This is a genomic window from Dolichospermum heterosporum TAC447, assembly GCF_024584745.1.
Classification (GTDB): Bacteria; Cyanobacteriota; Cyanobacteriia; order Cyanobacteriales; family Nostocaceae; genus Dolichospermum; species Dolichospermum heterosporum.
In genome coordinates this window covers 617,268-635,098 of the sequence record NZ_CP099464.1, presented here as the reverse complement: position 1 = coordinate 635,098, position 17,831 = coordinate 617,268, and the positions used below count along the sequence as shown (strand labels likewise).

17 protein-coding genes are annotated in these 17,831 nt (G+C 39.4%); 4 read left to right on the top strand and 13 right to left on the bottom strand.

Annotated features, from left to right (window positions below; genetic code table 11):
* Positions 1-2: 2 nt before the first annotated feature.
* The 8 genes from NG743_RS02835 to dpsA all read right to left on the bottom strand — a co-directional run bounded on the left by NG743_RS02835 (position 3) and on the right by dpsA (position 8,237).
* On the bottom strand, positions 3-350 hold the full coding sequence (locus NG743_RS02835; RefSeq protein ID WP_257121491.1) for a type II toxin-antitoxin system PemK/MazF family toxin: 348 nt from the start codon (positions 348-350) through the stop codon (positions 3-5).
* A complete protein-coding gene (locus NG743_RS02830; RefSeq protein ID WP_027404956.1) occupies positions 347-580 on the bottom strand; it encodes a hypothetical protein in 234 nt (77 codons plus the stop codon). Before NG743_RS02830 ends, NG743_RS02835 begins: the two co-directional genes overlap by 4 nt.
* Positions 581-713: 133 nt before the next feature.
* Positions 714-782, bottom strand: coding sequence for a hypothetical protein (locus NG743_RS26790; protein ID WP_071992861.1), 69 nt, complete (start codon positions 780-782; stop codon positions 714-716).
* Positions 783-823: 41 nt separating this feature from the next.
* Complete coding sequence (gene mutT / locus NG743_RS02825) at positions 824-1,255, bottom strand: 8-oxo-dGTP diphosphatase MutT (protein WP_027404957.1); 432 nt, start codon at positions 1,253-1,255, stop codon at positions 824-826.
* A 273-nt stretch (positions 1,256-1,528) separates the two neighbouring features.
* Positions 1,529-1,873: a DUF760 domain-containing protein gene (locus NG743_RS02820; RefSeq protein ID WP_257121490.1), complete on the bottom strand. Its 345-nt coding sequence runs from the start codon at positions 1,871-1,873 to the stop codon at positions 1,529-1,531.
* A gap of 379 nt (positions 1,874-2,252) precedes the next feature.
* Positions 2,253-3,209: an RNA polymerase sigma factor, RpoD/SigA family gene (locus NG743_RS02815; RefSeq protein WP_027404959.1), complete on the bottom strand. Its 957-nt coding sequence runs from the start codon at positions 3,207-3,209 to the stop codon at positions 2,253-2,255.
* Positions 3,210-3,897: 688 nt separating this feature from the next.
* The gene (gene carB, locus NG743_RS02810; RefSeq protein WP_257121489.1) at positions 3,898-7,152 is read right to left on the bottom strand and encodes a carbamoyl-phosphate synthase large subunit; all 3,255 of its coding nucleotides are present in this window, start codon (positions 7,150-7,152) and stop codon (positions 3,898-3,900) included.
* Between the two features lie 530 nt (positions 7,153-7,682).
* Positions 7,683-8,237, bottom strand: coding sequence for a DNA starvation/stress protection protein DpsA (gene dpsA / locus NG743_RS02805; RefSeq protein ID WP_027404961.1), 555 nt, complete (start codon positions 8,235-8,237; stop codon positions 7,683-7,685).
* A 360-nt stretch (positions 8,238-8,597) separates the two neighbouring features.
* Here dpsA and NG743_RS02800 point away from each other — a divergent pair, with 360 nt between their 5' ends.
* Together NG743_RS02800 and NG743_RS02795 are read left to right on the top strand one after the other, a co-directional pair.
* Complete coding sequence (locus NG743_RS02800; protein ID WP_027404962.1) at positions 8,598-8,855, top strand: Asr1405/Asl0597 family protein; 258 nt, start codon at positions 8,598-8,600, stop codon at positions 8,853-8,855.
* Positions 8,856-8,875: 20 nt separating this feature from the next.
* Positions 8,876-9,496: a (2Fe-2S) ferredoxin domain-containing protein gene (locus tag NG743_RS02795; RefSeq protein ID WP_027404963.1), complete on the top strand. Its 621-nt coding sequence runs from the start codon at positions 8,876-8,878 to the stop codon at positions 9,494-9,496.
* A gap of 82 nt (positions 9,497-9,578) precedes the next feature.
* On the opposite strand, the gene NG743_RS02790 is transcribed toward NG743_RS02795, so the two are convergent.
* The 5 genes from NG743_RS02790 to NG743_RS02770 all read right to left on the bottom strand — a co-directional run bounded on the left by NG743_RS02790 (position 9,579) and on the right by NG743_RS02770 (position 15,030).
* Positions 9,579-10,286 carry a precorrin-2 C(20)-methyltransferase gene (locus NG743_RS02790; RefSeq protein WP_257121488.1) on the bottom strand — a complete coding sequence of 236 codons (708 nt, stop codon included), beginning with the start codon at positions 10,284-10,286 and terminating at the stop codon, positions 9,579-9,581.
* The gene (locus NG743_RS02785; protein WP_027404965.1) at positions 10,286-10,912 is read right to left on the bottom strand and encodes a precorrin-8X methylmutase; all 627 of its coding nucleotides are present in this window, start codon (positions 10,910-10,912) and stop codon (positions 10,286-10,288) included. The genes NG743_RS02790 and NG743_RS02785 overlap by 1 nt, the downstream gene beginning before the upstream one ends.
* Before the next feature lie 7 nt (positions 10,913-10,919).
* Positions 10,920-12,377, bottom strand: a complete 1,458-nt coding sequence (gene cobG, locus NG743_RS02780) for a precorrin-3B synthase (RefSeq protein ID WP_257121487.1) — start codon at positions 12,375-12,377, stop codon at positions 10,920-10,922.
* 325 nt (positions 12,378-12,702) lie between these two features.
* Positions 12,703-14,058, bottom strand: coding sequence for a bifunctional UDP-N-acetylglucosamine diphosphorylase/glucosamine-1-phosphate N-acetyltransferase GlmU (gene glmU / locus NG743_RS02775; protein WP_027404966.1), 1,356 nt, complete (start codon positions 14,056-14,058; stop codon positions 12,703-12,705).
* 87 nt (positions 14,059-14,145) lie between these two features.
* Complete coding sequence (locus NG743_RS02770; RefSeq protein WP_027404967.1) at positions 14,146-15,030, bottom strand: tRNA (5-methylaminomethyl-2-thiouridine)(34)-methyltransferase MnmD; 885 nt, start codon at positions 15,028-15,030, stop codon at positions 14,146-14,148.
* A 132-nt stretch (positions 15,031-15,162) separates the two neighbouring features.
* Between NG743_RS02770 and NG743_RS02765 the strand changes: the two genes are divergently transcribed.
* Together NG743_RS02765 and gor are read left to right on the top strand one after the other, a co-directional pair.
* Entirely contained in the window at positions 15,163-15,978 is an 816-nt protein-coding gene (locus tag NG743_RS02765; protein ID WP_027404968.1) for a sulfurtransferase, read from the top strand.
* A 172-nt stretch (positions 15,979-16,150) separates the two neighbouring features.
* Positions 16,151-17,527, top strand: a complete 1,377-nt coding sequence (gor, locus tag NG743_RS02760; RefSeq protein WP_257121486.1) for a glutathione-disulfide reductase — start codon at positions 16,151-16,153, stop codon at positions 17,525-17,527.
* Positions 17,528-17,831: the final 304 nt, after the last annotated feature.

Below are 17,831 nucleotides of genomic sequence, written 5' to 3'. Positions count from 1 at the left end.
AGCTATAAACTAGGATTATCCAAATCAGCCAGGGCTATTTTAACACAAGTACGAACACCAAGCCAATCACGCTCTGACAAATGACCAATTAAACTAAAATTAGCTGAAGGTGGCAGTGTCACAATATAACTGCGAAAAATAGACGCAACTCGTAAACCAGCCTCATTCCAATCTTGAAGTATATAGTCAGTAATACCTAATGCAGTTGTTTGAGAAGTAATTAATCCAATGATAACATCAGGACGATTTGCGTGATAAATTACAGATGATAAAACTACAGCCGGACGGCGTTTAATACCTGTAGCGCCAGGAAAATCAACCGTTACCACATCCCCAGGATTAAATTTCACTGTGTTATTTCCTCACTTTCTGGAAATATCGAAGCAGCATATTGTAAAGAAAAAGAGGTGATATCAAGTTGGTCTTCTTCTGTCCAAGTATGACTTTCATCAATAACAGACAAATTTTTCTCAGCTAAATTATTTTCTAAAGCGTTGAGAATGAGTCTAGCAATTATATCTTGTTCGGTTTCAGGAAGTTGCTTTATTTGTTTAATGGCTTCTTCAAGTAATTGAGTCATAGTTTTTACCGCTAATCATTATCTATTATACTAGATATAAGACAGCCAGGGAATAAATTCCCTGTCTAAAAGCAAAAGTCGGTTAAAACCGACTCATAAAAAATATCTTTTCCTCTTTGCGTGAGAAAACATTTTAACTTTGATTGGCTATCCAAATTACCAAATTATCAGGTTGTGAAAAATCCAAAATAGCTTCCGAAATCTCATCTAAATTTTCACCTGATAATTCTTGAGTTTATGACTCTAACTTTGCAGATTTTGATTGTGATATTTCCTCAAAGCCGTGATAATTTCCCCATTCGCTTCTGGAAAGGTAAAATTATCCAATTCATCTAAACTCACCCAACGAATTTCGTCACATTCTATGGCTTGGGGAATACCTGCTAAATGCTGAGAATGATGGACTGTTAAAGTTACTCGTAAATGAGTATAGGTATGATCAATAGTAATTAGATGTTCTCCAACGGCAATTTCTATGCCTAATTCTTCAGAAATTTCTCGTTTAATACATTCTTGAATAGTTTCACCAACTTCAATTTTTCCTCCCGGAAATTCCCACAAACCACCCATTGCACCTGTAGGTAAACGTCTATCAATTAATATCTGTTTTTGGTCATTCCAAATAACAGCAACACCAATAATTTTATGAGGAATAGAAGGAATACTTTTATTCATATAGGGAACAGGGAATAGGGAACAGGGAATAGGGAACAGGGAACAGGGAACAGGGAATAGGAAATAAATTCTTTCCAATTACCAATTACCAATAAACAAAAAAACTCAGCAGACTAATTATATCTCTACTGAGTTGATATTTATAACAACAGTCAAGGTGTTTAGGACATGAATTGTTCGTGTCAACGTACCGTAGGTATTCATGAAACTCTATTCACAACAGATTTTTACTCCTGACTCCCGCTGTATTTTGGTAATTTTTTTACAAAAACATTATTCAACTTCGCTACTATTAGCTTCTGTTGTTTGCATGACCACATCAAAACCCATTCTTTGTTCTGCATTGCGTAAAAAATAGCCACTAATCATAGCTGATGCTAATAAGCGACCTAAGTTTTCCCGACTAGTAGAAATAGTAATCCCGAATTGTTCAGAAGGTAAATTTCCTAAAAGTCCAATGATGTTCCGTTCCATTACCTGCAAAACTTCCGTAGAATTGGGTTTAGATAATTGATTAACTGTTTCTGGACTTAACGATTTAACATATTGCCATAATAAATTACTTGTTTCCGACTCACTATTAAAAAATTCTGATACTCGATTAGATTTGTTACTCACCTTTGACCTCCTGTACTGCCACTAGTAACGACGGTATTTGTGACTGGAATAACTTGTAGTTATTGCTTATTCGATCTAGTTGACTATTATATATATAATTCATGTCAACCAATCTAACAGTTTATTCCTTTCGAGGGAGTCGGTTTAACCGTACTCAAATGGGAGTGGTTTTCACCTATTGAGTGAGTATACCTGAGTTCGACATAAGATAATTTGTGGAAAACTGCCCTAATTATGAGTTTCAAACCCTTATTCTCTCGTTGAAAAAATCATAACTCCGTTCGCGTAACGTCTCCGAACTCCGAACTCAAATGATTATGGGTGGGGAAACTCCACCCACAAAGCAAAAAATAACTGACCATTAACTAATAACAACTGACTAACTTGCAAGATACTCATTCATAGTTGCTTTAGATTTGCGAAGTTTGTTTAGTGCTTCCCGTTCAATTTGGCGGACTCGTTCCCGGCTAATATTCAGGATTTCACCAATTTTAGCCAAAGTTAAAGATTGTCCATCTACTAAACCAAAGCGGAGACTAATCACTTCCTTTTGCTGGGGTGTGAGTTCTGACATCATCCGTTCTAAGTCATAAGACAGGGAAGTTTGCATGACAAAATCTTCCGGTGTTGCCCCTGTGTCTTCTAGCATTTCTCCCAGTTCGGTGTCATAGTTATCTCCCAGACGTAAATCTAGAGATAATGGTAGACGGGCTTTTTCTAGGTACTCTCGCACCTGTTTGGGTGTTAAATCTAGTTCTTGGGATAATTCCGCTACTGTGGGCGCACGTCCTAGTCCTTGGGATAGTTGACGCTGGGCTTTTTTAATTTTGTTGAGTTTTTCCGTAATATGGATAGGTAAGCGAATAGTCCGCGCTTTTTCGGCGATCGCCCGAGTAATGGCTTGACGTATCCACCAATAGGCATACGTAGAAAATCTGTATCCTTTGGTAGGGTCAAATTTCTCTACACCCCGTTGCATACCAATACTGCCCTCTTGAATGAGATCAAGTAAGTCAACATTACGTTTAATGTACTTTTTGGCAACGGAAACGACTAAGCGGAGATTGGCTTCTACCATTTTCCGTTTGGCTATTTCACCAACTGCGATCGCTTGATTTAATTCTGATACTTCTATATCAGAGGCTGCTGCCCATTCTTCTACAGTTGGTTCATGACCTAACTGGGTAGCCAGACCTTCCCGGGTCTCATGCAAGGCAGTAGATCGTTGCACCTGTTTACCATAAAAAATCTCTTCTTCGTGGGTGAGAAGTGGCACACGGCCAATCTCACGCAGGTAAGTCCGCACGAGGTCGGTGGCTGATTGAGCGGTCTTCATGGCGCTACTCTTGGGTAATGGTGGGTTTGCTGATAGGGTCGTTAACGAAATAATGTTTTGAGATTTGTCGCACCCGATAAACTCAGGTTGCCCATATTTGGGTAAATTAGGTACTTCACTGCCAAACGTTACATCTGTCTCCTTGTTTCCACAAGTATCTGTAGTTAGATACACAGTAGCAAGTCAAACATTTTTTGTGTTTTCGGGAATATTAATAATTGTAACATTTATGAGAATAATTTGACTATAGGGAAACCCGCACTTCGGCAGTAATTTGAGATGACTTCAGACTCTGAAATTACTGAATGGCATACATTTCCTTAAACAACGGCTAATCCTCTAGCGGAGAAATAGCTTCCTCATATTTGTTAAAATATCTCAATGATAACGATAATGATTTTTTTGTAACAATTGCTTAATAATGTCGGACTATGATTTTTAGGATTATTTTGATGAAGATGAGGAAAACGTCTGAACTATGATTTTTCTGATTATTTTGGTTAATATGAGGGATTTTCCCGATAAATCCGCAGGATTCATCATAAAAATCATCAAAGGTCTGAACTATGATTCTTGTGATTCTTTTAATTAAGATGATATATCTGTCGTAAAAATCATAGATTTCTGCGAAAAACTAGCCAAATAATCATAAAAATCATCAAAATCACAAAAATCATAGTTTAGACAATTAACTTCTTGGACAGTATTCTTGGATCACCTTGACATCTAAAGTTGTATTTTGCAGAGAACAGATGGCTGCGGCTGTGGCTCTAGCACCTGCAATAGTAGTAATGATGGGGATTTTGTAGCCTAAGGCGGTGCGACGAATTAACTTAGAATCGGCATGAGCTTCTTCTCCAGAAGGTGTGTTGATGATCAGTTGAATGTTGCCATTTTTAATCGCATCCAGGACATGAGGACGACCTTCATGGAGTTTGAGAACTGATTTTACCTCTAACCCTTGTTCTTGCAGGACTTGGCGTGTCCCTTGGGTAGCCATGATTGTAAAGCCTAACTTAATAAACTCCTTAATCACATCTGCTGCGAGAGGTTTGTCTCTGTCACTCATGGAAACAAATACAGTTCCTTGAAGCGGTAATTTTTCCCCTGCGCCTAATTCTGCTTTGGCAAAGGCGCGACCGAAATCGCTGTCAATACCCATTACTTCGCCAGTTGAGCGCATTTCTGGACCCAAAATAGTATCTGTACCAGGGAACTTACTAAATGGTAAAACCGCTTCTTTGACGGCAATATGAGAAGGAATAACTTCTTTGGTAAATTTCACTTCCTCTAAGGTTTTTCCCGACATAATTAAGGATGCGAGTTTGGCTAATTGTACCCCTGTGGCTTTAGATACAAAGGGAACTGTCCGTGATGCTCTGGGGTTAGCTTCTAAAATATACACTTGGGGAGAATAGCCATTTGCACCGACTACGGCAAATTGAATATTCATCAACCCAACTACAGATAGAGCTTGTGCTAGTTGAACCGTCCATAAACGGATTTGGTTGAGGACAGCGGGAGAGAGGGAAATGGAAGGTAAGGAACAAGCTGAGTCACCGGAGTGAATCCCCGCTTGTTCGATGTGTTCCATGATGCCACCAATGACGACATTACCAGTATGATCGGCGATCGCATCTACATCCACTTCAATGGCGTTTTCTAAGAATTTATCAATTAAAATCGGGTGATCTGGTTCTACTTGCACAGCAAAGGTCATGTAACGTTCTAATTCAGTATCGGAATAAACGATTTCCATCGCCCTTCCCCCCAATACATAACTAGGACGAACTACTACAGGATAACCAATGCGCTTGGCAACAATTAAAGCATCTTCATAGCTTCTCGCCATACCATTAGGTGGTTGGGCGATATTTAATTTTTGCAGAATCTTTTCAAACCGTTCCCTGTTTTCTGCCATATCTATAGAATCGGGAGATGTTCCCCAAATCTTGGTGATACTATTAGCTTTTTGTAAATACTCTTGTAGAGGAACGGCTAATTTTAATGGTGTTTGGCCACCGAATTGGACGATGATACCGACGGGGTTTTCGGCTTCGATGATGTTGAGAACGTCTTCTTTAGTTAATGGTTCAAAATACAGGCGATCGCTGGTATCGTAATCTGTAGAAACTGTTTCTGGGTTAGAATTGACCATAATTGTTTCATACCCGGCATCATGTAGAGAATATGCAGCATGACAACAACAATAATCAAACTCAATTCCTTGACCAATGCGGTTTGGACCACCACCCAAAATCATCACCTTGGGTTTATCTGTTGGTAATACTTCCGTTTCTTCTTCGTAGGTAGAATAGTAATATGGAGTCAGGGCTTCAAATTCAGCAGCACAGGTATCAACAGTTTTGTAAACGGGGATAACTTCTAGCTGTTTGCGATATGTGCGAACTTCGTCTTCTTTGGTTTTTGTAGCATAAGCTATTTGGCGATCGCTAAATCCATTTCTTTTCACATCATACATTTGCGCTTTTGTCAACTGTTTTAAGGGCGTGCGCTTGAGAAATTTTTCTATTTCTAAAATTTCTTGCAATTTATCTAAAAACCAAGGGTCAATTGCTGTCAGTTCGTAGATTTCCTCATTACTCATTCCTAGCTGCATAGCATGACGCACAGAAAAGATGCGTTCTGGGTTAGGTGTTCGCAATTGGGCGCGAATTTGTTCCCCACTGGGCAATTTTTCGGCTTTATCACAACCCCAACCAGCGCGTCCGGTTTCCAGAGAACGTAAAGCTTTTTGAAAGGATTCGTTAAATGTCCGGCCAATAGCCATTGCTTCCCCTACAGACTTCATTTGGGTAGTTAAAATCGCTTCTGAACCGGGGAACTTTTCAAACGCAAACCGGGGAATTTTCGTAACCACATAGTCAATTGTCGGTTCAAAGGAAGCGGGGGTTTTTTTGGTGATATCGTTTTGTAGTTCATTCAAAGTATAACCCACAGCTAACTTCGCCGCGATTTTGGCAATGGGGAAACCTGTCGCCTTGGAAGACAAAGCCGAACTGCGGGAGACGCGGGGGTTCATTTCAATTACCACCACATCACCATTCACGGGATTTACCGCAAACTGAATATTAGAACCGCCGGTTTCCACACCAATTTCCCGGATAATTTTAATTGCCATATCCCGTAACCGTTGATATTCTTTATCAGTTAGGGTTTGGGCGGGGGCGACGGTGATAGAATCCCCTGTATGAATCCCCATAGGGTCGAGATTTTCGATAGAACAGATAATGACGACGTTATCGGCTAAATCCCGCATTACTTCTAATTCATACTCTTTCCAACCCAATAAAGATTGGTCAATGAGAATTTGGGAAACCGGACTCGCGTCAATTCCTACTTGTGCCATTTCTTCAAATTCTTCTTGATTGTAGGCGATACCGCCACCAGTCCCCCCCATTGTAAAGGCTGGACGGATAATTAAAGGATATGTGCCAATTTGCAGAGCGATCGCCTTTGATTCGTCTAAAGTAGAAGCTGTACCACTGGGACATACTGCAACCCCAATTTTAGCCATAGCCTCATTAAACAGTTTCCTGTCTTCGGCTTTTTCAATTGCGGGTAATTTTGCACCAATTAACTCGACGTTGTATTTCTCCAAAACGCCATTTTTGGCTAAGGCTACAGCCAAGTTAAGGGCGGTTTGTCCTCCCATTGTTGGCAATAAAGCATCTGGACGTTCTTTGGCAATGACTTTTTCCACTATTTCCGGTGTCAACGGTTCAATATAGGTGCGGTCGGCGGTTTCCGGGTCGGTCATGATTGTCGCTGGGTTGGAGTTTACCAGCACGACTTCATAGCCTTCTTCTCGCAAGGCTTTACAGGCTTGAGTTCCAGAGTAGTCAAATTCACAGGCTTGACCAATCACAATTGGTCCTGAACCTAACAGGAGAATTTTTTTGAGGTCTTGACGACGGGGCATAGTTTTTACCTTAGATTACAAAAATACAAATCTTGACTATTTTAAGGGTCTTTATGCCTCATCATGCCATTCATTATTAACTTTTCCGGGTTTTGATGACGGTAAGGGGAAGGATTTACAGATATGGGGGATTTTTGGTACTGGTTTTTACGTTTTTTCTCGGCGTTGCATAATTTAAGTATGAATTAAGCTCACGCAAAGGCGCAAAGGCGCAAAGGTAAGAGTTTGAAAAATTAAAGCAAGAGAATTTTATGTCTAAATTCTGAGTTTATTTAATTGTTATGGATTATAACAATAAGACTGCACAGATAATTAATTTATCTTTCTTTATCTGCGTTCATCTCCGTTCATCTGCGTTTGATAATTTATTGTTAGATATATGTAATAAAAATAATTGGTTTTAAGTCCTAATATAAAGAATGGCAGAAAGGATAGGTTACACCTCTCTGCCAAAATTATTAATTTTGTAAAATTCTCAATTACTAAAATTTATTTAGTCTTGATTTAGTTGAATCGAGATTATCAAAAGTTTAATTTTCAGCCCGTTGCACAAAACCTAATGTTAAACTATCTTTAGCCAAAAAGTGAGCTAGATGATAAGCTCTCTCTTCAGTTTTTAAGAGAATTTTCTCGTATAAATAGCGTGTACCTCTATCGCCTAAACTTTCAGCCTGTGCAGCTTGGCGGCGAATTACACCAATTAATGCTTGTTCGGCAACTAGGTCATTTTCTACCATCTTTCGGGCAGAAAATACGCCATCTACTTCTGTTTCAAAACAGCATAATTCAGCTAATTTAGTGAAACTTGCTGCGGGGATGCCACCCAAACCATTTAAGCGCTCGCCAATTTCGTGGATGTGATCTTGTACTTCTTTGTAGCTGGCGTTAAAGAATTCATGCAGTGAATTGAATTCTGCACCTTCAACCACAAAATGATGTTTTTGGTATTGTAAATATAATGCCTGAAAACTAGCTAATACGACATTAAATCCTTCGACAACTGGCGCAGTGACACTGTGATCTAGTAAGACGGGATTGTCATAAACCTGACCAAAGTTGTGTAATATAGTTTGCGTATCAGACATGGTTCTCCTCTTTTTTTACAGTTATAATTTTTAACTGCTTACTCCTCACATATTAGCATTTTCAAAATAAAATCAAGGCTACTAAATCTAAAAAACTTTGGCATTATTAGTAATCGTAAGTATCAATTTTTTTTCATATATCTGTGCTTAAAGATATATATTTGGTATTTATATTGACTTCAATCTCAAAGTGTGCGTATCTCTCAACAAAGAAAAAATGAGATTTTTTCTCAAAATTAATGACAATATTTTGCAGTTAGTGTATCCTAATAAAAGAGGCTAAACTCCGACTAAATCACAAATTTAGACGATGAGTTTTTAGTTTTACTGCAACTTTATGGCATTTTGAGGGCTACTCGCTTGAAATCTTTCAGTTCAGACACAGATAGAAAGCACGTTATTGATATAAATTGGGCAGACCGTTGGCAGGTTTATCAACGCTTACAAGAATTAGATATAATTTGTGTTTGTCAGACTAATCAGCCTTTAACCGTAGAAATAAATAACCCTGCCGCAGCTATTCAGCTTTGGAGTGTAATTCAACAATTCACTGCTTCTCGTCAAAACTTGATTGGGAATCTTGAAAATTGTTGGCGTTGTCGTTACCAAAAATTTTAGTGAGAAAAATAGGTTGAAAAATGAATATATCTACTAATTCAGCAGTCACAGAATTTTGTTTTGAAGGCAGATTTCTAGATTTTGTGATCAAGGATGGATATAAGCTGAAAGGATTATTATTAGGGACTTCTGAGGGTGAATTTTATATAAAATTAGCCAAGCATTTACGGAGTGCTTTTGATTTGCGGTTAGCTAAAGGGACCTGGCTGCAAGTTGTGGGGACAAAACAATATAATCCGAAAAAAGATCAGGTAACTCTCGTAGCAGAAAGAGTTATGGCTGCAAGTTCCGATATGGGAATAGTTGCAGCACAGAATCAAATTAAGACGAAACCTGCTAAAACACAAACAATTTTAGTTTGTCAAAAATCTGATTGTATGAAACGTGGTGGTAAAGCTTTATGTCAAGCTTTGGAGTCTGAGTTAATAAACAGCGGGTTAGAAAATTCAGTCACGATTAAAGGTACTGGCTGTATGAAAAACTGTAAATCTGGTCCTAATTTAGTTATGCCTGATAAAACTCGTTATAGTAAAATTCAAGCTGTCCAAGTTCCCGCTTTAATAGATAAGCATTTTTCTGATAAAAGTCAGGACAAAGCAAAAAATATACCAGAAAATATACCCACTCTTGTTAAAGTTTAGTTATCTTGAGGATGCAGTAGGATTGAGGGCGCAGTCCCTGCGCCCCTACAGGTTTTACAATTTGCTTCTGACTCCTTGACAACTACAACTTATTTTTAGTAGGGATAATAATCATCGAGAAGTAAGGTACATCAAGAGGGTCAATTTCGTCAAGAGGTAATATGCGCTGTTGTGTAGTTGTAGCGCGTTCAATGTATCTAGCCCGTGAAGCTAGTCCTAATTCATGGAGAATATCCCTGACTTTGAGAAAATGGCGACCAAGTTTCATAATAGCTGCCGCGTCAGTGGCTAGGAGTTGGCTAATTAAGGCTTCTCTGGGTAATGGTGCAGGTAAAACCGTGAGGACATCATTGTAATAGGTAAATGGTAAACCTAAAGCCACGGGACAAGCCATGAGAGAGGAAACTCCGGGGACGACTTCTGTTTTATACTTATCAGCCAATCTGGTAAAAAGATACATAAAAGAACCATAGAAAAACGGATCTCCTTCACAGATAACCACCACATCCCGACCTGCTGCTAAATGGTCAGCAATGGGTTGAGTTTCTTGGTCATAGATAGATTTAGCCTTTTCTGGTTCTAAGGCGCGAGGAAGATGAAAGGCTACCTCAATCTGACTATGATCCAAGTATGGAGAGACAATTTTTCTGGCGACACTTTCTTTATTTGTTGCTGATTGATAAGCAATCACTGGGGCAGAACGGAGAAGACGCAAGGCTTTTAAGGTGATGAGTTCAGGGTCTCCAGGTCCCACACCAATTCCATAAAGACGACCTCCAGCGTTAGTCATTATTCTTCCTCACTAGCTAAGGCGTTAACAGCAGCAGCAGCGATCGCACTTCCGCCCCGTCTTCCATGTAAAGTTAAAAATGGTACGTTGCGGCTATCTGCGGCTAATGCGGCTTTTGATTCGGCTGCACCCACGAAACCAACAGGAAAGCCCAAGATTAACGCCGGTCGAGGAACTCCCTCGTCTAGCATTTCTAATAACCTAAATAGGGCTGTTGGTGCATTCCCAATCACCACAATTGCCCCTTCTATGTGGAAACGCCAGAATTCTAAAGCTGCTGCTGACCTTGTATTTCTTAATCTTTTGGCTAGTTGTGGTACTTCTGGATCATTGAGGGTGCAAAGAACTTTATTATTTTTGGGTAATCTTTTTTTGGTAACACCTTCGGCTACCATGTAAGAATCACACAAAATCGGTGCGCCGGCAATTAGGGCTTTTTTCCCGGATACTACCGCTGTAGATGAATATTCTAAGTCATTGACAATATCCGTCATTCCACAGGCATGAATCATGCGAACAGCAACTTTTGCTACATCTTCAGGGAATCTTTCGAGATTGGACTCTGACCGAATAATTTCAAAGGAATTACGATATATTTCGCTACCATCACGGATGTAATCAAACATGATATTTTCAGGTTGTAAAGGTTAAATTGGGCGTTGTTTGGCTAAATAGTTGATTTAATTGATGGCTATGACGATCAATAAATTGTCCAAAAGTTTCGTGTAAACTTAGACGTTGTTTTTGATACACTGTCAGCATTTCTTGAATCAAAATCGGAATTTTCGCTATAGTCACATATTCATAAAGTAAATGACCGAGAACATACACTTGATAAGCGGGAAAAGTTCCTTTTGCGGTTTCTGTAATAATACCAAGTAAGGTAATATCAGCTTGAGTGTGTTGAGCGCAAGATTTACTGCAACCACTAAAGTGAATATTCATAGGTGAGTCTAGAATCATAAGATTTTCTAGGTATTTTGCCAAGTTTATGGCATCATCTTTAGTTTCTGTGGCCGCAGCAGCACAACCCTTTTTACCGGAACAAGCTACTAGGAAACTTTTGATGTTGGTTGGTGATGAGTTTAAACCTAAATTGGCAATTTGTTGATCAACTTCGCTAATTTGATTTTGGGGAATATCGGTTAATAGTAAGTTTTGCCAAGGTGTTAACCTGATATTATCATCGCCATATCTTTTGGCAATATTAGCTAAACCCCTAATTTGCGGAGTTTCTAATTTTCCCAGGGGTAAGACTATGCCGATATAATATAATCCGGTTTGACGTTGGGGATAAATACCAATATGAGTTTTTTCTCGCAGAGGCGCAGAGGCGCAGAGAGGAGTTTTTGTAAAGTTCAATATATCTGAGTTGAGGTTTTCTTGGATTTGATGAAGATATTCTTTGACTGTGATCTTGTTGATGATTTCTCGTAAGCGTAGTTTGCGGCGGTTTTTGGTATCTATGTGTTTGAGGTAAGTTTGCGCTAAGGCTGCTAAAGCTGTTGTTGTCTCTTCTGGTTTGAATAAGATTCCTGTATCCTGTGCTGGTTGTCCTTTTTCTCCATAACTGAGATATAACCGCAAATATACATTACGGTTAATTATTTCTGCTGCCAATATAATATCATTGGGTTGATATTTTACAGCAACTTTGCCTCCACCATCAAAGCAAACGCTAAATTTTGCCGATAATTCGGAAAGTTGAGAATGTGCGGTAATATATTTTTCCCAGGCTTTCACTAAGGGACGAGTATCTAGTAATTCTTCAGTATCAATACCCGCTGTGGGATTGGTCATGATGTTGCGGATATGATCTATGTTGATATTGGTGGAGGCTAAACCTAATGCTTGTAATTTTTTCAGAACCTCAGCATTTATGCTGTTTTTAATTTCTCTAATTTGAATATTGGCCCGGTTAGTAATATCAATATAACCATTGCCATAATTATCAGCAATATCTGCGATCGCCTGAAATTGGTGATAATTGATGATTCCCCCTGGTATTCTCAACCGATAAAGCAGACCATCCTGGGCGGCTGTGTTGTAAAATAATCCTGGACAAGCGGTAAATGGAATTTGCAAAATCATGACTCCTTCTCTGTGTGACGCAGAGACAGAACGGAAGTGAACACTTGAGAGTTAGCATTCTGACTTACTCAACTTGGGATTCTGGATTTTTAGTTAAACTCCAATCATCTCTAAATTGCTTTACAGTTGCGGCACAGTCCCGGAATTGAACCGAAGTTTCCTAACTCTAAGATTTAGTAGCTTATCATGAGATGGTATTTTTGGCTATTATCCATGAATTTTGTTTCGCGCAAAGGTGCAAATACAAGAGTTTAATTCCATACTTTACAAATTTAATCAAACCTCTTTGTGAAGAGGTGCGTTGGTAAACGCACCCTAGAAAATATTAACTGTCAGTTTTCATTTTCCAATCTGGTTTGACCACCTGACGACTTCTAGCAATTACCAAAGAATCATCTGGGACATCTTCTGTCACCGTCGAACCTGCGGCTATGTAGACATCATTACCGACAGTAATAGGTGCAACTAACACAGTATTAGAACCGATTTTGCTGCGATCGCCTATAGTTGTTCTATGTTTCTTCACACCGTCATAATTAGCAGTGATTGTCCCCGCACCGACATTGACCTGAGTTCCGGTTGTGGTATCGCCTAAATACGATAAGTGTGCTACATTAGTGCGATCGCCTAATTGGGCATTTTTCAACTCCACAAAATTACCAATTCTGCAACCTATACCCACCTCAGCATGACCACGTAAATGTGCGTAAGGTCCAATTCGAGTTTGAGATTGAATCACACTATCTGTAATTACAGAATAGAGAACTGTGACATTTTCACCCAATTCACTATTCTCAATTAAACTTCCCGGACCAATGCGACTACCAGCTTGAATTACCGTTCTTCCTCGCAAATGAGTTTGCGGTTCAAGAATCACATCCGGCTGTAATTCCACCGTTTCATCAATAGTAATACTTGCCGGATCAATTAACGTCACACCTGCTAACAACCATTTTTCCTTAATCCGTTTTTGTAAAATATCATTAGCAGTTGCTAATTGCAATCTATCATTAATTCCCAAAATTTCTTGATTATCTTTCACATCTACAGCCATTACCTTACCAACTTGAGTAACAGCATCAGTTAGGTAATATTCTTTTTGAGAATTATTAGCTTGCAAATCTGGTAAAATCTTAGCCAAATCAGGCCAATGAAAACAGTAAATACCAGCATTTACCCGATCATTTTCTCTTTGGTTAGGAGTACAATCTTTATCCTCAACTATTTTTTGGACAATACCCTCACTATTCCGAAAAACCCGCCCATAACCTTGAGGATTTGCTAATTGTGCAGTCAAAATAGTACAGGAATTTTGATTTTCTTGGTGAGTTTGTAAGAGGTTTTTTAAAGTTTCTGTCCGTAACAAAGGTACATCACCATTTAAAATCAATAAATCCCCAGTATAACCCTCTAAATGGGGAAGTAATTGTTGAATAGCATGACCTGTGCCTAATTGTACAGCCTGTTCTACAAATTCCACACCATAAATAGAATCCATAGCTGTTTTTACTTCTGTGGACTGATAACCAACAATCACTAACTTACGGTCAGGTGAAAGAGGTTCAGCACTTTCAATAACGCGTTCAACTAAAGATCTTCCACCCAAGGAATGTAAAACCTTGGGTAGATTAGATTTCATTCTTGTGCCTTTTCCAGCGGCGAGAATTGCTACAACAACCATAATTAAATACTTTTTTGATTAACTCCCTTCCACGCCAGATCATATCAGTTAATCATTGCTAACTGTTGGCTGTTCAAGCAAAATCTCCTACGTTGTTGACGATCTTAACCACCTTTTGCGCCACTGTGAACTTGATTCCAATGTAGAGACTTGAATTTCTTCTTGTCGTCGCTTGAGTATCATTCCCGCGGTATCACTCAAATTAGGATCTCGATAAGGAATAGCAGCACGAGTTAATAAATGTTCGGCTTCAGTTTGGGAAAGAGGCGGCAAATAGGATATAGTTGATTCCTCCTCATATTGAGGATATCCCGCAATAGTCCCCGGAGTCCGCCTTCCTATCGGTGGAGTCGAACTGACAATCAAACCCGCAGCTAACAGCGCAGTCCGTACCGCCGCAGCACAGGAATAAGTAGCTAGTAACCCATTCTCCTGCAAGCATTCTGATACTTTTTGTACAAATTCCACCGTCCATAATTGTGGACATTGCGGAGGTGAAAAAGGGTCAAGAAAAATTGCATCTGCTTGAAAGCCTGATTCATGTACTTGGAGAATTAAGTTTCTAGCATCACCAATTAGTAAAGTAGCTTGCAAATAATCTATTTGGATTTGATGTTCAAACGCTATTTGAGTTAAAATTTTTATATATTTGTCGTCCCAACCATTAAATAACTGATGGTTAATTGCCGCTTGGGGGACAATGGGATTTAGTTCTAACCCAATCAATTCCACATGGCAACGAGGATTTACTTGCCAAATTGTCTGTAAAGCTGCCGCTGTGTTGTATCCTAGACCATAACAAATATCTAACAGCCGCACAAATCCTGTTTCGGCTAATATTGGTAATCGAGTCGGAATCGCAAATTTCAGCAAACTTTCCTGTTTTGCCCCATAGTGACTATGAAAGGCTTCATTAAACTCTGTGGAAAAAAAGGTAAAAGAACCATCTTGCGTTTGTTGGGGTGTAAACATTTTAGGGGTCAGGAGTGCAGGATGTAGGGGCGCAGGGCCTGCGCCCAGTCAGGAGAAAGAAGAAAGAAGAAAGAAGAAAGAAGAATAGTTTTCACCAATTACCAATTACCAATTACCAATTACCAATTACCAATGAATAATCAATTTATTGTTTCTCCAGAATGGCTGGTTGAAAATCTGAATAATTCTCAAGTTGTGATTGTTGATTGTCGGTTTTCTTTAGCTGATAGCCAATTAGGAAAACAACAGTATCAAACTAATCATATCCCAGGATCTTATTATTTAGACTTAAATCAAGATTTATCTAGTCCTGTGCAAGAACATGGGGGCAGACATCCTTTACCAAATATCACAGAATTAGCTGAAAAGTTATCAGCAATTGGGGTAAATTCCCAAAAAACTTTAGTAGTGGCCTATGATGATTCTCGCTTGGCTTTTGCCTCTCGTTTATGGTGGTTATTGCGGTATTTAGGACATGAACAAGTAGCTATTTTAGATGGCGGCTTTGACTGCTGGCAAAAAGCGGGTTATGCCGTTACAGATGTTATTCCTACTGCGGAAAGAGGAACATTTATTCCCCAATTACAAGCGGATAAAGTTGTAGATTTTACTTATGTCAAAAATCACAAAGATAGTGAAAATGTGGTTTTAATAGACTCTAGGGAAGGAGAACGTTATCGCGGAGAAAAAGAACCAATTGATAAAATTGCTGGACATATTCCCGGCGCTGTTAATTATCCTTGGCAAGAAGTAACGGACGCTTCTGGGTGCGTAATTCCCCAGTTAGAACAATCTCAACGGTGGCAAAATATAGATACAAATAAAGAAATTTTAGTTTATTGTGGTTCTGGTGTCACAGCTTGTGTAAATTTACTTTCTTTAGCCATAGCTGGAATTCCCACCGCTAAACTTTACGCTGGTAGTTGGAGTGATTGGATTAGTTATTAGTCAATTCTCAGATCCCCGACTTCTTCTTTGATCATGTCAATAAGTGATGAATCAATCCTAGAAGTCGGGATCTGGTTTTATATTTTTAGTTGTCAGCTACGCTAGATTAAATCTAGGCAATCTGACTATATATAGTTCAACAGCCTATTTTTAGTTAAAAAAGTAGAAATTTATGACTTTTGATTACGACTTGTTTGTGATTGGTGCTGGTTCTGGGGGTTTGGCGGCTTCTAAACGGGCGGCTAGTTATGGTGCAAAAGTGGCGATCGCCGAATATGATTTAGTTGGTGGTACTTGCGTAATTCGTGGTTGTGTCCCCAAAAAACTCATGGTTTATGGTTCTCACTTCCCCGCCCAATTCCAAGAAGCCGCCGGTTATGGTTGGACAGTGGGAGATGTAAAATTTGACTGGGAACATTTCATCACATCCATAGATAAAGAAGTTAACAGACTATCAGCACTTCACATCAGCTTTTTAGAAAAAGCCGGAGTAGAATTAATTTCCGGTCGTGCTACCTTCATAGACCCCCACACAGTTGAAGTCAATGGCAAAAAATATACAGCCGAGAAAATTTTAATTGCTGTCGGTGGTCGTCCCATTAAACCAGAAATTCCCGGTATAGAACATGGTATTACTTCCAATGAAATCTTTCACCTGAAAACCCAACCCAAACATATTGCTATTGTTGGTTCTGGTTATATTGGTAGTGAATTTGCCTGTATCATGCGTGGTTTGGGTTCAGAAGTTACCCAGATTATCCGCAAAGAGCAAATTTTGAACGGGTTTGATCAAGATATTCGTACCAGTATCCAAGAAGGAATGACCAATCATGGTATTCGCATTATCCAAAATACTGAAGTAACAGCAATAGAAAAAGTGGATGAAGGGCTAAAATTAACCTTATCTGGAGACCAAGAACCCATCATTGCTGATGTATTTTTAGTAGCCACCGGTCGCAGTCCTAATATTGAAGGATTAGCCTTAGAAAATGCCCAACTCGACTGTGTTCCCAGTTCTGAAGAAGAACCAGGATACAGCACCTCAGATGCTATAGCTGTCAATGAATATAGTCAAACTTGCCAACCCCATATTTATGCTGTTGGTGATGTCACAGACCGCCTAAATTTAACCCCCGTCGCCATTGGTGAAGGACGTGCCTTTGCTGACAGTGAATTTGGCAACAACCGCCGCGAATTTAGTCACGAAACCGTTGCCACAGCCGTATTCACCACCCCAGAAGCGGCAACAGTTGGGTTAACAGAAGCCCACGCTAGGGACAAATTCGGTGATGACAATATCAAAATTTATCGTACCAGCTTCCGCCCCATGTACTACACTTTGGCAGGTAAGCAAGAAAAAACCATGATGAAGCTAATAGTAGATACTAGCACTGATAAAATTTTAGGCGCTCACATGGTGGGAGATAGCGCCGCAGAAATTATTCAAGGTGTCGCTATTGCAGTAAAAATGGGTGCAACCAAAGCTGATTTTGATGCCACTGTAGGTATTCATCCCTCCGCAGCAGAGGAATTTGTGACCATGAGATAATTGTATTTGGTAGGGGTAAAGCAAAAGCTGATATGTGTCAACTTAACGTAAAACCTGTAGCCCGCCGGGGAATGAATTCCCAGTCTAATAGCAGAAGTCATCTGAAGATGACTAAATAACCCGGAAATTTTTGAGTAAACTTTAGTTTACTTTGTTTGACTATTAGCCCGGAAATATGGCTTACGCCACGCTACGCTATCATTTCTGGATGTGGAAGCAAACAGATAAGCCTTTTCTAACTTAAGTTGACACCAATAAGCACTGCTAAACCCCTACAGAGTCCAATCTTCGATCTTGAGTCCTG